This window comes from Campylobacter vulpis (assembly GCF_014217995.1).
Lineage (GTDB): Bacteria > Campylobacterota > Campylobacteria > Campylobacterales > Campylobacteraceae > Campylobacter_D > Campylobacter_D vulpis.
Map to the genome: position 1 here is coordinate 166817 of NZ_CP041617.1, position 13071 is coordinate 179887.

16 protein-coding genes and 1 pseudogene are annotated in these 13071 nt (G+C 35.3%); 5 read left to right on the top strand and 12 right to left on the bottom strand.

The window, feature by feature from the left end; translation table 11 throughout:
- Window positions 1-7: 7 nt before the first annotated feature.
- The 12 genes and pseudogenes from CVULP_RS00855 to gatB form a co-directional block, all read right to left on the bottom strand.
- Window positions 8-601 carry a ferric reductase gene (locus CVULP_RS00855; protein ID WP_099506883.1) on the bottom strand — a complete coding sequence of 198 codons (594 nt, stop codon included), beginning with the start codon at window positions 599-601 and terminating at the stop codon, window positions 8-10.
- On the bottom strand, window positions 598-1488 hold the full coding sequence (gene msrP, locus CVULP_RS00860; RefSeq protein ID WP_099506882.1) for a protein-methionine-sulfoxide reductase catalytic subunit MsrP: 891 nt from the start codon (window positions 1486-1488) through the stop codon (window positions 598-600). Before msrP ends, CVULP_RS00855 begins: the two co-directional genes overlap by 4 nt.
- Before the next feature lie 13 nt (window positions 1489-1501).
- A complete protein-coding gene (gene pyrF / locus CVULP_RS00865) occupies window positions 1502-2182 on the bottom strand; it encodes an orotidine-5'-phosphate decarboxylase (RefSeq protein WP_099506881.1) in 681 nt (226 codons plus the stop codon).
- Entirely contained in the window at window positions 2179-2577 is a 399-nt protein-coding gene (gene nusB / locus CVULP_RS00870) for a transcription antitermination factor NusB (RefSeq protein ID WP_099506880.1), read from the bottom strand. Before nusB ends, pyrF begins: the two co-directional genes overlap by 4 nt.
- A gap of 1 nt (window position 2578) precedes the next feature.
- On the bottom strand, window positions 2579-3049 hold the full coding sequence (gene ribH, locus CVULP_RS00875) for a 6,7-dimethyl-8-ribityllumazine synthase (protein ID WP_099461649.1): 471 nt from the start codon (window positions 3047-3049) through the stop codon (window positions 2579-2581).
- Window positions 3050-3058: 9 nt separating this feature from the next.
- Window positions 3059-3862 (bottom strand): 3-deoxy-8-phosphooctulonate synthase, encoded by an 804-nt coding sequence (kdsA, locus tag CVULP_RS00880; protein ID WP_099506879.1) that lies wholly within the window; start codon window positions 3860-3862, stop codon window positions 3059-3061.
- Window positions 3863-3952: 90 nt separating this feature from the next.
- Window positions 3953-4444 carry a flavodoxin FldA gene (gene fldA, locus CVULP_RS00885; protein ID WP_099461647.1) on the bottom strand — a complete coding sequence of 164 codons (492 nt, stop codon included), beginning with the start codon at window positions 4442-4444 and terminating at the stop codon, window positions 3953-3955.
- Window positions 4445-4519: 75 nt separating this feature from the next.
- A complete protein-coding gene (locus CVULP_RS00890; RefSeq protein WP_004275916.1) occupies window positions 4520-4834 on the bottom strand; it encodes a DUF2325 domain-containing protein in 315 nt (104 codons plus the stop codon).
- A gap of 88 nt (window positions 4835-4922) precedes the next feature.
- Window positions 4923-5504: pseudogene (gene rsmD, locus CVULP_RS00895) on the bottom strand (16S rRNA (guanine(966)-N(2))-methyltransferase RsmD); the annotation flags it as partial.
- Window positions 5503-5886 (bottom strand): ornithine carbamoyltransferase, encoded by a 384-nt coding sequence (locus CVULP_RS00900; protein ID WP_099461645.1) that lies wholly within the window; start codon window positions 5884-5886, stop codon window positions 5503-5505. The pseudogene rsmD and the gene CVULP_RS00900, both read right to left, overlap by 2 nt.
- On the bottom strand, window positions 5883-6944 hold the full coding sequence (locus CVULP_RS00905) for an HdrB C-terminal domain-containing protein (RefSeq protein ID WP_099506877.1): 1062 nt from the start codon (window positions 6942-6944) through the stop codon (window positions 5883-5885). The genes CVULP_RS00900 and CVULP_RS00905 overlap by 4 nt, the downstream gene beginning before the upstream one ends.
- Window positions 6945-6953: 9 nt before the next feature.
- Window positions 6954-8372, bottom strand: coding sequence for an Asp-tRNA(Asn)/Glu-tRNA(Gln) amidotransferase subunit GatB (gatB, locus tag CVULP_RS00910; protein WP_099461643.1), 1419 nt, complete (start codon window positions 8370-8372; stop codon window positions 6954-6956).
- 98 nt (window positions 8373-8470) lie between these two features.
- Between gatB and CVULP_RS00915 the strand changes: the two genes are divergently transcribed.
- The 5 genes from CVULP_RS00915 to CVULP_RS00935 are packed head-to-tail and all read left to right on the top strand — an operon-like array spanning window position 8471 to window position 13052.
- Window positions 8471-9193 carry a class I SAM-dependent methyltransferase gene (locus CVULP_RS00915; RefSeq protein ID WP_099506876.1) on the top strand — a complete coding sequence of 241 codons (723 nt, stop codon included), beginning with the start codon at window positions 8471-8473 and terminating at the stop codon, window positions 9191-9193.
- A complete protein-coding gene (locus tag CVULP_RS00920; protein WP_265415676.1) occupies window positions 9186-9854 on the top strand; it encodes a class I SAM-dependent methyltransferase in 669 nt (222 codons plus the stop codon). Before CVULP_RS00915 ends, CVULP_RS00920 begins: the two co-directional genes overlap by 8 nt.
- On the top strand, window positions 9847-11778 hold the full coding sequence (locus tag CVULP_RS00925) for a methionyl-tRNA formyltransferase (protein WP_265575623.1): 1932 nt from the start codon (window positions 9847-9849) through the stop codon (window positions 11776-11778). Before CVULP_RS00920 ends, CVULP_RS00925 begins: the two co-directional genes overlap by 8 nt.
- A gap of 49 nt (window positions 11779-11827) precedes the next feature.
- Window positions 11828-12949, top strand: a complete 1122-nt coding sequence (locus tag CVULP_RS00930; RefSeq protein ID WP_099507449.1) for an N-acetyl sugar amidotransferase — start codon at window positions 11828-11830, stop codon at window positions 12947-12949.
- Window positions 12909-13052, top strand: a complete 144-nt coding sequence (locus tag CVULP_RS00935) for a hypothetical protein (RefSeq protein WP_180753053.1) — start codon at window positions 12909-12911, stop codon at window positions 13050-13052. The genes CVULP_RS00930 and CVULP_RS00935 overlap by 41 nt, the downstream gene beginning before the upstream one ends.
- Window positions 13053-13071: the final 19 nt, after the last annotated feature.

Sequence of the window (13071 nt, forward strand, 5' to 3'; positions counted from 1 at the left end):
TACACTTTTATAAAGGGAGCTTTTTGGCTCCTTTTAATCTAGCAAAAAATCTTTTTGTATAACGCAAAGCAAAATAAAACAAAGCAAGACTTAAAGCAAGATACTCAAAAAACTGCGGAACTTTTGCGGATAAAAAATAATGATAACTCGCTATAACAACACACAAATAGCCAAGTTTTCTTACATTTTCAAGTTTTTTAAAGGCTTTAAAAGAGCTTAAAAACATCAAAAAAATAATCACAAAAGCTACAAAGCCACTCCCCTCAAATAATCTTTTGCTAATGTCATCATAAAGTTTTAGTAGGCTCAAATTCTTAGAAAAAACAAAATACACAAAAAAATGCAAAAAAACCCAAATTCCCCCAAAAAGTCCTAATAATTTTGGATAAGTTTTAGTAAGCTTAAATTTAAAAAGAGAAAAAATAAGGCTTAAATGTAAGAATACAAGGGCAAAAATGCCTGTATAAAAATAAAGCTCCTTAATCAAATCAAAGCCCACAAAAAAGACATTATAAACCGCAGCATAAGCGGTAAAAATAAGGCTTAAAATAAAAATGATAAAAGCTAAATTTTTATAAAATTTAGCTTTTAAACGCCTCAAAAGTGCTTCCTTAAGTCCATACCTGCATATAAATGTGCGACCTCTTTTTCATAGCCATTAAATAAAAGCGTAGGTTTGGTAAAAAACTCTCCTAAGGCTCTTTCATCAGCCTGGGACCATCTTGGGTGAGAGACTGCTGGATTGACATTAGCGTAAAAGCCGTATTCATCAGGTGCGTAAGCTTGCCAAGTGCTAACAGGCTGCTCTTTGACAAATTCTATTTTGACTATGGATTTAATGCTTTTAAAGCCATATTTCCACGGCACAACTAGGCGTATTGGTGCGCCATTTTGTGCGAGGAGGGGTTTTTTATACATACCTACGGCTAAAATACTTAAAGGATTCATCGCCTCATCAAGCCTTAAGCCCTCAACATAGGGATATTTAAGCGTTGGAAAAAAGGCGTTTTGGTCAGGAAAGCGACTTTTATCAAAAAGCGTGGTGAATTTCACAAATTTCGCCTCATTTGTGGGCTTGACTTTATCGATTAAATGTCTTAGCTCAAAGCCTATCCAAGGAACGACCATAGACCAAGTTTCTACGCACCTAAAGCGGTAAATCCTCTCCTCCAAAGGAAAGGCTAAAAAGTCCTCCATGCTAAGCTTTAAAGGCTTTTCAACCTCTCCTTCTATGCTAACTTCCCAATTTTTTGTTGTGAAATTTTTCGCGTGTTCGACTGCTTCTTTTTTATTGACAGAAAATTCATAAAAATTTACATAGCTAGTCGCAAGTTTTTCATCGCTTAGTTTAAAATTATTAGGATTTTCATCGGGTTTAAAATTAAGCTCTAAAAGTTTCGCTTCAATTAAAGCTGGACTTAGCAAAGCTCCCGCTCCAAGTTTTAAGAATTCTCTTCTTTTTTTGTATAAATTTTCTGGGGTTATCATTGTTTTCCTTTCTTTATAGATTTCTTAGTATTTTTTCACAGACTTCTTTAGGGTTTAAAGCCTCATAAATGGGACGCCCAACGACTATAAAATCGCTTTTATTTGCTTTTGCACTTTCTAAATTTGCCACTCTTTTTTGGTCATTTGCCTCCTCTTTAAAGGGACGGATTGCAGGGGTTAGAGTGAGGAAATTTTCACTTGTATTTTGCTTAATTAACAGGCTTTCAAACACAGAGCAAACCATACCATCAAGCCCACTTTCATAAGCAAGTTTTGAAAAATTGATGACCGCTTTTTGTAAATCTTGCCTATAAATGCTATAAAACTCCTCTTCATCAAAGCTAGTGAGTGCTGAAACGCCAAGCACTAGGGGGCGTTTTTGCATTTTTGCTAATCGTTGCATTACGCTTTGCATAGCCTTTTTACCAGCACTTGCGTGAAGATTTATCATATCAACTCCAAGTTTCGCACACTCCTCACAAGCATCGCTCATAGTGTTTGGGATATCATAAATCTTTAGGTCTAAAAAAATGGGCTGGGGACTTATTTTCCTCACTTCTTCTACAAATTTAAAGCCGTCTCTTATATAGGCTCTAAGTCCTATTTTAAGCCATATATCAAGGTCTTTTAGCTTTTTTACAAGCTCTAAACAACGCTCTTTATTTTCTAAATCTAAGGCTACGCAAAGTTTCATTTTTTAGCCTTTTGTAAGCCGTCTAAAACGCCGTTAATAAGCTTTGGGGCGTTTTCATTTGCCATTTCTTTTGCAAGCTCTACTGCTTCATTAATCACAATAGCTGCTAAGGTGTCGGTATATAAAAGCTCAAAAGCTCCAAGCCTTAAAATCGCCCTTTCGATGTGTCCTATTTGATGAATTTTATTTTCATTTAAAAAGGTATCAATGCGTTCATCTAGGTTTTGCAAATGCTCTAAAACGCCATTATATAGGCTTAGTGTGAAATTTTTCGCCTCATTGCGAATTTTTTTCTCCTGTAAAAATTCCGTGATGAAATTGTCATTTTTGCCATTTAATTCTAGAGCATAAAGCAGAGAAATCACGCTTTGTCTTGCTTGATGTCTGCTAGCCATTTTAAGCCTTTAAAATGTGAGTGAGTTCAAGCATTTCTATGAGGCTAGTCATAGCTTCAAAGCCTTTATTTCCAGCTTTTGAACCTGCTCTTTCTATGGCTTGTTCTAAATTGTCTGTGGTTAAAACGCCAAAACTTACAGGCACATTATATTTTAAACTTATATTTGCAATGCCTTTAGTTGTTTCAGCCGAAACATAATCAAAATGGGGCGTTGAGCCTCTTATCACCGCACCTAGACAACAAATCGCATCAAATTTTTTACTTTCAATCGCACTTTTAAGCGTAAAAGGCACTTCAAAAGCACCCGGCACTAAAATGAGACTTAAATTTTCCTCTTTTCCGCCGTGTCTTAAAAAGGCATCTTTAGCACCCTCGACTAAGCGGTCTGTGATGATGTGATTAAATCTTGAATTGATGATTGCAATTTTTTCATTACCTTTTAAATTTAATTTTCCCTCTAAAATTTGCATAATTTTTCCTTATATGATTTCTTGAATTTTTAAAAGTGTGCTAACGCAGTCTTTTAGTCGCTTGATATTTAGCATATTTGCCCCATCGCATAAGGCTTCGCAAGGATTAATATGCGTTTCAAAGAAAAAGCCATCAACTCCCACAGCCGCTGCCGCTCTTGCTAAAGGCTCGACAAATTCACTTTTTCCACCACTACTACCTCCTGCGGCTCCTGGCATTTGCACACTATGAGTAGCGTCAAAAATCACAGGTGCAAATTCTCGCATAATCACTAAAGAACGCATATCAACAACCAAATTTCCATAGCCAAAGCTACTTCCTCTCTCTGCCACAAAAACGCCATTTTTCTCCGCTATCTCATAGCCTTGCTCCTTAATTCCACGCGTTTGAAGCACCTTTTTAATGCTGTATTGTATATCACTTGGAGTGAGAAACTGCCCTTTTTTGATATTAACTTTTGCGGGAGTTTTTGCGGCTGCGATGAGTAAATCCGTTTGACGGCATAAAAAAGCAGGGATTTGAAGCACATCGGCGACTTCACTTGCCTTTTTTGCTTGTTGGCTTTCGTGAATATCTGTTAAAATTTGCATTTCAAATTTTTCTTTAACTTTTTGCAGAATTTCTAAGCCTTTTTCAAGTCCGGGACCACGAAAAGAGCTTATGCTTGTGCGATTTGCTTTATCAAAGCTTGATTTAAAATAAAAGTCGATTTTATCATTTTCATTAAATTCTCGCAAAGCCTCTGCCACGCTAAAAACAAGCTCTTCGCTTTCTATCACGCAAGGACCTGCGATTAAAATCATTTTTTTCATTATATTTCCTCGTAAAATTTAAAAAATTATATCAAAGAAAATTTAATTAAGTAGATGAAAGGAGAAAACCCTCATTAAGAGGGCTTGAGATTAAGAAAATTGAGCTTTGATTTGTGCAATCCAAGCGTCTATTCTTGCTTCAGTTTGGTCTTCTTGATTGTCATTATCTAAAGCTAGTCCAACAAATTTACCATCAACAACCGCATCACTAGCTTCAAAATTATAACCATCTGTTGAAACTTCGCCCACTAAAGTCGCTCCAGCGTCTTTTAAATTTTGAGCTAATTTTCCCATACCGCCACAATAAGTATCCGAATAGCTTTCACTATCACCCATACCAAAAACCGCTACAACTTTTCCGCCAAGGCTTAAGCTTGAAAAATCAAAGCTATCCCAGTCATCTTGCAAATCACCACTTCCCCAAGTCGAAGTTCCGCAAATGAGTTTATCGTAAGAATTGATCTTTGCTGCGTCAATGTCTGCTATGTTTAAAACATCGCTAATGCCAAGCTTATCGGCTATGATGTTTGCCGCACTTTCAGTGTTTCCCATAGCACTTCCATAAATTACTGCTACTGCCATTTGTTCTCCTTGAAATTTTAGTATCTGTTAATTTTAGCATAGTTTTGCTAAATCATACAAAAAAAGTTTTATTTGTTAAAATTTAGAACAAGAAAATTCTTTATCTAATTTAAAAATTTTGCAATATTCACAATACACGCAACTTACGCTTCTTTTAGCACATACTAAGGGAATTTTACGCTTTTTTGCTTCGGTTTTGATTTTTTTCATTGTGTTGTGGTTGAGAAAGCTCGTGAGCATAACTACACATTGCGTGTCATTTGGAATGGGCTTTTTATTAACTCTGTTTTCATTTCTTGCGTCCCAATGCACGATTTTTTTAGCACCTAAATCCTGCAAAACAGCCCGAATAGGCGTAATCTCATCTGCGCCGATGACTAAAACTGACATTATGTTTCCTTTTTTAGATTTTGATAATAATTATTATATTATAAAAAACTGAATAAATTTTGAATTTTATTATCAAAATAAAAAGAATTTAGCTTAAAATTTCATAAAAACTTAAGCTTGTTATGCCGAATTTTTTTAATTTTATCCTTGTGAAATTTGCTATATTTTCAGGTGTTTTAGCCTTACTTTGATGTTCTAAGATGATGCACTCTACTAGGCTTAAATCAAGCCTCTCTAAAAAATGATAAATCTTATCATAAATTCCACTAAATCCCTCTCTTATGTCAAAAGGTGGGTCAAAATACAAAATGACAGGTTTATTAAGGTTTTTCAAAAGTTCTGGCAAGAGTAAAAAGCTATCATTATTCAAAACTTCAAGTTTGGCTTCGAGATTTTTGGCATTTTGCGAGGCTATTTTAAAGGCATTTTTGTCAAGCTCGATAGCATAGGCTTTGAAAGCATAATTGCTTAAAGCTTCAGCAGCCATTAAGGCACTTCCACCAAAGGCTTCAATGAAAATTTTCCCTCTTAAATTCTCTCTTAAGACATTAAAAACGCAAGCTTTTACTATACTTTTGGTGCTTCTTGTTTTTTCAAAACTTGGTAAAAGTAGCTTTTTACCCTTAAATCGACCGCTTTCTATGGTGGCGTAGAGTTTTTGAGAGTTTTTACTCATTAACTAAGGCTTTGACGAGTTTATTTTTAAGTTCTAAAATTGCCATATCGATTTTATTTTGATAGTCTTTTTTAAATTCGTTAGCGATATAATCAATCTTTGTTTCAAGCTTTCTTTTTTCCTCTTCTACGCGTTTTTGTGTGGCAAGCTCTAAAGCAGTATCAAATTCTTCTAAACTTGAAAAAAGCTTTTCTTTGCTAAAAGGTGTGGATAAAAAGGGCGAGTTTTTTGCTATGATGAAAAGCGGTTTGGAGCTTGGAATTTTCGTATCACTAATGATAAAATCGCAATCTTTTTTCATCACTAAATGCTCTTTTAAAAATAATTCCAAAGCCCTTTCTAAAAGTAAATCTTTAAATTCTAAAGAAATTTTCATATTAAACTTACCTTTAAAGTATGATTTCTAAGGCTATCTGGCTTAATGCCTTGTGTTAAAAGCTCAAATTCCTTAAGACTTAAAATATAAAAATCGCTAAAATCTCTCCCACAACTTTGCATTAATTTTTTTGCACAAGTGTCAAAGAGGTAAAAATCATCTTCATTATTAACTAACAAAAAATCACTTCCGCTATCATAAGCGTCTAAAATAATTTCACTTGCCATTTTATAGCTTAAATCCTCGTTTAATTTTAAAAGTGTGTAGCCATTATTTTGATAAGCCTTTTCAAATGTGATAAAACGAGCTTTTAATCTAGCTTTTAAAGAATTGTCTAAGTCAAAATTATAACAAGCGATGTTGAAATTTGAAAAATTATGTTTCAAGTGTTCTTTAAAATTTGGCTTATTTTCATTTTCTTTTTTGAAGCAAAGTAAATTTTTATCAAATAGATTTTGTTTTAAAATTTCCTCACAAAGCCATTTTACAGCGTTTTCAAGCTCATCAAAAGGGCTTTTAAGATGATAAAAAATCCCCCTTTCTTTATCGCATAAAATTTTCAAAATAGCCTCTTTTTTGCTAGAGTCTTTTTCTATCAGTTTAAAGGCAAGGTAAAATAGGGCATTCCCCATAAATTCACTATGAAATTCCAAAAGATCATCTGCGTAATAAAAATGCTCCAAATTCCCATAAAGCCTTTTATCCTCTTCATCGCAAAAGGGTGCTAAAAGTGTAAATTTCTCCCAAAAATCATTTTTATCAAACAACAAATCTTTATAGGCTCTTTTTGTGCTAAGCGGCTCTATGATAAGATTTAAGCCAAATTGCAGCAAAATATCCTCTAAAGGCGTAGAAAGAGGAACTGGGACATTATTAATTTTTACATAAGAGTTTTCATTTTTATCAAATTTAAAATAAATATCATCATTTTGCACTTGTAAGAGTAAATCATAAAGCTTTAAAAAATTTTCATAATTCTCATAAATATAAGGCTTATAATAGCTCTCATAATCTAACTCTTTATCAAAGCGAAAAATGTGTAATTCTAGCTTTTTCATTTTTATCCTTTAAGTCAGTTTCGCTTTTAAAAGCTCATTGACCTTAGCAGGATTGAAAGCACCCTTACCCTCTTTCATCACTTGCCCTACAAAAAAGCCAAAAAGCTTATCTTTACCGCTTTTATACTCAGCGACCTTATCGGCATTTGCTTCTAAAATTTGTGTAATTACCGCCTCAATAGCCCCATCATCACTGACTTGTTTAAGTCCTAATTTTTCAATCGCTGCGTCAATTTCCACTTCCACATTTTCAAAGACAAAGGCTAGGACTTCTTTAGCCGCTTTAGCACTGATTTGCCCCTCTTCAATGCGTTTGATTAAAATACTAAGTTTTGATGCTTTCACAGGGGAATTTTCTAGGGTTAAATCACCCTTTAAAAGTCCCATAAGCTCGGTTGTAAGCCAAGTTACGCAAAGTTTAGGATTTAAATTTTGTCCGCATAAATATTCAAAAAAACGGCTCATCTCAAGAGAGCTTATTAGCACCTCTGCATCGCTTTCTTTAATGCCAAACTCACGCATATAACGCGTTTTTTTTTCATCAGGAAGTTCAGGTATGCTTAAAGTTAAAAATTCCTCTTTTAAAAGCACGGGTAAAAGGTCAGGGTCTGGGAAATAACGATACTCCGCCGCTTCTTCTTTTCCTCTCATCGAACGCGTGATAAGCTTAGTTGTATCAAATAGCCTTGTTTCTTGCACGACTTCTTCTTCATAAGTGCCGTCCTCCCACGCTCTGCTTTGTCTTTCTACCTCATAATCAATCGCCTTTTGGATAAAGCGAAAAGAATTAAGATTTTTAATCTCTACCCTCGTATAAAGCTTTGTATCGCCTTTTGGGCGTATGCTTACATTTGCATCGCAGCGAAAGCTACCCTCTTGCATATTAGCGTCTGAAATATCTAAAAAGCGTATAATGGAGTGCAGTTTTTTAAGATAAGCCACCGCTTCATCACTACTTCTAAGCTCAGGCTCACTTACTATCTCAAGCAAAGGAGTGCCAGAGCGGTTTAAATCAACCTTAGAAAAATTTGCTTCGTGGATATTTTTCCCCGCATCTTCTTCTAAGTGTGCCCTTGTAATGCCTATGCGTTTTTGCGTGTCATTTATAGTGATAAAAAGCTCCCCTCCCTCAACGATGGGTATGTCAAATTGCGAAATTTGATAAGCTTTTGGCAGGTCTGGGTAAAAATAATTTTTGCGGTTAAAAATGCTTTTTTTATGAATAGTAGCATTAATGGCTTTTCCAAAAGAAATGGCTTTTTTCACTGCCTCTTCATTTAGCACGGGCAAGGCACCGGGTAAGGCTAGGCAGGTAGGACAGACATTAGTATTAGGCTCTTCACCAAAAGAGGTGGCACAAGAGCAAAAAATTTTCGTTTTGGTATTAAGCTGGGCATGCACTTCTAGCCCTATCACAACTTCAAACATTGAGTTTTCCTTATGATTTAATTTTCATAGTATTATAATCAAATAATATTAATTTATATTCTTATGTTAAAATAACGCATTGCATTTAAAGGAAAATAATGAAAATTTACGCAGACAATAAAGAAGTTTCGAGTAATCAAGGCTCAAATGAGCAAATTTGGGAAGAAATCTTTTCTAAAAAAGAATGGGGTAAATACCCAAGCGAAAGTGTGATTCGCTTTATCGCTAGGAATTTTTATAATGTAAAAGATAGAAATAGCATTAAAATTTTAGAACTAGGACTTGGCACAGGAGCAAATTTGTGGTTTTGTGCAAGAGAGGGCTTTAAGGTCAGTGGCATAGAGTGGAGTAAAACAGGGGTTGAACGCTTTAAAGCAAGAATGCAAGATGAAAAGTTAAGCACACAAATAGAACAAATTGAAATTGGCGATTATTTAGAAAAGCTTGATAATTTTAAAGATGAAAGCTTTGATGCGTGGATAGATAGCTATTCTCTAGCTTATAATGATTTTGAAAAAACGAAGCAAATCATACAAAAAGCGATTAAAAAGCTAAAAATAGGCGGTAAATTTTTCTCCCTAACCCCTAGCCTTTATAATGAGGGCTTTAAAGAGGAGGCGAATTTGGGCTATCATTTGGTAAAGCCTGTTAGCGGTAGCGATGCTTTCACGGGCGTGATTCGCTATTGTGATGAGGGAGATTTAAGAAAGCTTTATGAGGGGGAGGGTTACAAAATTACAAGTATTAAAATCCATATTCAAAAAGATTTAGAAAAACAACTTAATGAACTTTACATCATCGAGGGAGAGCGTTATGAATAAAAGTGTTTTGTGGGAAGAAATCTTTTCTAAAAAAGAATGGGGTAAATACCCAAGCGAAAGTGTGATTCGCTTTATCGCTAGGAATTTTTATAATGTAAAAGATAGAAATAGCATTAAAATTTTAGAACTAGGACTTGGCACAGGAGCAAATTTGTGGTTTTGTGCAAGAGAGGGCTTTAAGGTCAGTGGCATAGAGTGGAGTAAAACAGGGGTTGAACGCTTTAAAGCAAGAATGCAAGATGAAAAGTTAAGCACACAAATAGAACAAATTGAAATTGGCGATTATTTAGAAAAGCTTGATAATTTTAAAGATGAAAGCTTTGATGCGGTGATTGATGTGGCAAGTTTGTGTTGTAATGACAGAGAAAAAACGCGTCAAATTTTCCTAAAAGCCTTTAAAAAGCTTAAAGTGGGCGGTAAGTTTTTTTCTACTGCTTTGGGGCGTGGTGCGTTAGGCTCTTTGGGTAAGGGCGATTTTTTCGAGCCTAAAGAGGGCATTTATACCAATGTGGGAAAACTTCGTTTTGATGATGAGCTAAGTCTTAAAGAGCTTTATGCACATAGTAATTTAAAATGCCTTAGCCTTAGCACTCAAATTTTAGAAAATGAGGGCGTAGTTCTTGATAAAATTTTAATTTTTGAAGGGCTTAAAAATGCCTAGTTTCACACACGGGGGGGGGGGGGGAACTCCTGCAAAACCTCTTATTATAGGGTATTTAGGCGATGGAAAATGGGCGAGATTTGCCCTTTTGAAATTCTTAAATGATGAAAGATTAAAGGTGGCTTTCGTCATTTTAAGAGTGAAAAAAGATATGAAGTTGCAAAAATTAGCACAAAAATTTGCTATCCCTCATTTTGTGTGTGAAAATATCAACGATGAAAAGAGTTTGAGGCTTATTGAAAGCTTCAAGCCCGATTTGCTTGTATCGATGAGTTTTGACCAAATTTTTAAAGCGAGGATTTTAGAAGCTTTTGAGGGTAAAATCATCAATTGCCACGCGAGCAAACTCCCCTTTTATCGTGGGCGTAATAATTTAAATTGGGTTTTGATTAATGATGAAAAAGAATTTGGCGTGAGTGTGCATTTTGTAGATAGCGGAGTGGATACAGGGGATCTTATCCTGCAAAAATGTTTTGCGATTAATGACAAGGACGATTATAGCACGCTTTTAAAGAGGGCTTATAAGGCGTGTGCATTTTTGCTTTATGAGGCGGTGCTTTTATTTTTAAATCCACCTGTTAGGGCGTATTCCCAACAAGGCTTTGTTTGCAAACGCCGCGTTGAGGGCGATGAGAGAATTGACTGGACTTTAAGCACGAGGGAGCTTTTTAATTTTATCCGTGCTTTAAATGTCCCAAATTTAGGTGCTTCAGCCTTTATTGATGGTGTTTTGATTAAGTTTTATAAAAGCAAAATGTTAAAGCAAGAATTTAAAGGAGTTGTTGGAGAGATTGTAAGCGTAAATAATGAAGGCTTTGTTGTTTGCACAAAAGACGGGGCTTTAAAGATAACTCATTATAAAGGAGAGGTGGCTTTGGGAAGTTTTTTTGATACACACGGGGGGGGGGGGGGGGTAACTCCCCTAAAGAAAGCGGAGCTTTGGAAAATGAGTAGGGTAAGTTTAGACGCTTTTTTGGGAGAAAAAAGCGGGAATTTTAGTGAGGATCTTTATTTTAACAAGGATTATGCGAGGCTTTATGGAGAGGTGTTTGAATTTAGCTTTGAGAAAAATGGAAAGCTTTTTAAAACCATAGCCCTTAAAAAGCAAATTCCAAACACGCCCTTTTTTGACCTGCAAAGTCCTTATGGTTACAGCGGTTTTTATAGCAATTCTAACGATGAAAGCTTTTTAAAACAAGCCCTAGAGAGCCTTAAACAAAGGGCTTTGAGTGAAAATATCATCGCCTTTTTTCTAAGACTTCACCCCTTTGATACAAATTTGAGCTTTTATGAGGCAAATTTAGACTTTTTTAAAAAAGAAAGGCAAATCGTTTTAATCAACTGCACTCAAGAATTTACAAGTCTTAGAAAGGCTTATTCTCCACGCATTTTAAGCTATGTGAAAAAAGCACGAAAAGAGCTTAAAATTTCTTTTTGTGATAAAAGTTTTTCTAAGGATTTTTGTGAGCTTTATGAAAAAACGATGCAAAGAAATAGGGCGGATAGCTTTTATTTTTTCAACCAAAAATATTTTGATACACTTTTTACTTTTAAGCAAAATATCGTTTTAAGGGCTGAATTTGAGGGTAGAATCCTAGCTTTTGCGAGTTTTTTTGTGGGAGAGGAATTTGCTTATTATCATCTTAGTGCAAATTGTAATGAAAAAAATGCAAATGCGGCTTTGCTTGATTTCTTCTTTGAATTTTGTGTGAAAAAGGGTGTGAAATTTGTGCTTTTGGGCGGAGGCGTGAAAGATGATGATAATTTATATTATTTTAAAAGTCGTTTTTCGACCCTTTGGACACATTTTAGTATAGGCGGACTTGTATTTGATACTCTTAATTATGAAAAATTATGCGAAGGAAAGCAAAATGCTTTCTTTTTAAAATACCGCTCTTGTGCGGGGGGGGGGGGGGGGGGTTGAGTTTTTTCTAGCTTTGCCGATTTAGCTTTAAATTTCAAAAAGGATTAAAATGCGATATTGTGATTACTGCGTTATGCCAGATACGCGTCCGGGGATTAAATTTAGCCTTGATGAAAAGGGTAAAAATATCTGTTCTGCTTGTATCAATCATCAAAATAAAGATAAAATCGACTATAAAGCACGCTTTAAAGAGCTTGAAGCCCTTTGTGATAAGCATCGTCGCCGTAATGGTAAATTTGAGTATGATTGTGCGATTGCTGTAAGTGGGGGGAAGGATAGTCATTTTCAAGTGCATATTATGAAAGAAAAATTAGGTATGAATCCTGTGCTTTTTAGTGTGGAGGATAATTTCACAATGACTGAAGCTGGGAAGAAAAACTTACGAAATATTAGCGAGGAATTTGGCTGTCATCTCATCACGCTTAAGCCTGACATTAAAACGCAAAAAAAAGTGATGTTAAAAACCTTTGAGAAATATGGCAAACCGACTTGGTTTTTAGATAGGCTCATTTATAGTTATCCTTTTGGTATGGCTTTGAAATTTAACACGCCCTTGCTTGTGTATGGGGAAAATGTGAGTTATGAATACGGCGGAGGGGACGCAGTGGAAACTCCTAGTGCTAAGGGCATTTTTCTAAACGGCGTAGCAAGTGATATAGACCTAAGTGAGTTTTTAGATGATGAGATAAAAGAGGAAAATTTACAGCTTTTCTTCGACCCTAGCAAGGACGATTTAGAGAAGCTTGAGCCTATATATTTGAGTTATTTTATAAAGTGGAATTCGTATCAAAATTATATTTTTGCGAAAAAGCGTGGTTTTTGCGATTTGCAAGGCGAGTGGGATAGAACGCACACGGCAGAAAATTTTGACCAAGTTGATAGCATAGCTTATATCGTGCATGCGTGGATGAAATATCCTAAATTTGGGCATGCTATGAGTAGTGATTATGCAGCGCGTTTTGTGAGGTATGGATTACTAAGCCGTGAGGAAGCGGTGCAAATCGTCAAAAAGAAAGACCATAATTTAGATAATCGTTGTGTGGAGGATTTTTGTAATTTTGTAGGCATTTCAAAAACAAAATTTTGGCAAATTATAGAAAAACATTACAATAAGGAGCTTTTTTATCAAAATGAATTTGGGGAATTTAAGCTTAAAAACGAGCTTAAATAGGCGTTTTGTTAGCATTGCGAGGGACGGCTTGGGCTTTAGCGTTTTTACTTCAAACGCGGTGCGTTTTCGTAACTCATCGCACAAGTGCGAACGCTATGCTTGAGAAGTTACTTTTAGGCGAA

Excerpts from the sequence above, each read along its gene's own strand:
- CVULP_RS00890 (WP_004275916.1), bottom strand. The coding sequence starts at position 4,834 with ATGTCAGTTTTAGTCATCGGCGCAGATGAGATTACGCCTATTCGGGCT.
- gatB (WP_099461643.1), bottom strand. The coding sequence starts at position 8,372 with ATGTTTGAAGTTGTGATAGGGCTAGAAGTGCATGCCCAGCTTAATACC.
- CVULP_RS00915 (WP_099506876.1), top strand. The coding sequence starts at position 8,471 with ATGAAAATTTACGCAGACAATAAAGAAGTTTCGAGTAATCAAGGCTCA.
- CVULP_RS00930 (WP_099507449.1), top strand. The coding sequence starts at position 11,828 with ATGCGATATTGTGATTACTGCGTTATGCCAGATACGCGTCCGGGGATT.
- CVULP_RS00925 (WP_265575623.1), top strand. The coding sequence starts at position 9,847 with ATGCCTAGTTTCACACACGGGGGGGGGGGGGGAACTCCTGCAAAACCT.
- nusB (WP_099506880.1), bottom strand. The coding sequence starts at position 2,577 with ATGGCTAGCAGACATCAAGCAAGACAAAGCGTGATTTCTCTGCTTTAT.
- fldA (WP_099461647.1), bottom strand. The coding sequence starts at position 4,444 with ATGGCAGTAGCAGTAATTTATGGAAGTGCTATGGGAAACACTGAAAGT.
- ribH (WP_099461649.1), bottom strand. The coding sequence starts at position 3,049 with ATGCAAATTTTAGAGGGAAAATTAAATTTAAAAGGTAATGAAAAAATT.
- CVULP_RS00935 (WP_180753053.1), top strand. The coding sequence starts at position 12,909 with ATGAATTTGGGGAATTTAAGCTTAAAAACGAGCTTAAATAGGCGTTTT.
- CVULP_RS00920 (WP_265415676.1), top strand. The coding sequence starts at position 9,186 with ATGAATAAAAGTGTTTTGTGGGAAGAAATCTTTTCTAAAAAAGAATGG.
- msrP (WP_099506882.1), bottom strand. The coding sequence starts at position 1,488 with ATGATAACCCCAGAAAATTTATACAAAAAAAGAAGAGAATTCTTAAAA.
- kdsA (WP_099506879.1), bottom strand. The coding sequence starts at position 3,862 with ATGAAAAAAATGATTTTAATCGCAGGTCCTTGCGTGATAGAAAGCGAA.
- pyrF (WP_099506881.1), bottom strand. The coding sequence starts at position 2,182 with ATGAAACTTTGCGTAGCCTTAGATTTAGAAAATAAAGAGCGTTGTTTA.
- CVULP_RS00900 (WP_099461645.1), bottom strand. The coding sequence starts at position 5,886 with ATGAAAATTTCTTTAGAATTTAAAGATTTACTTTTAGAAAGGGCTTTG.
- CVULP_RS00905 (WP_099506877.1), bottom strand. The coding sequence starts at position 6,944 with ATGAAAAAGCTAGAATTACACATTTTTCGCTTTGATAAAGAGTTAGAT.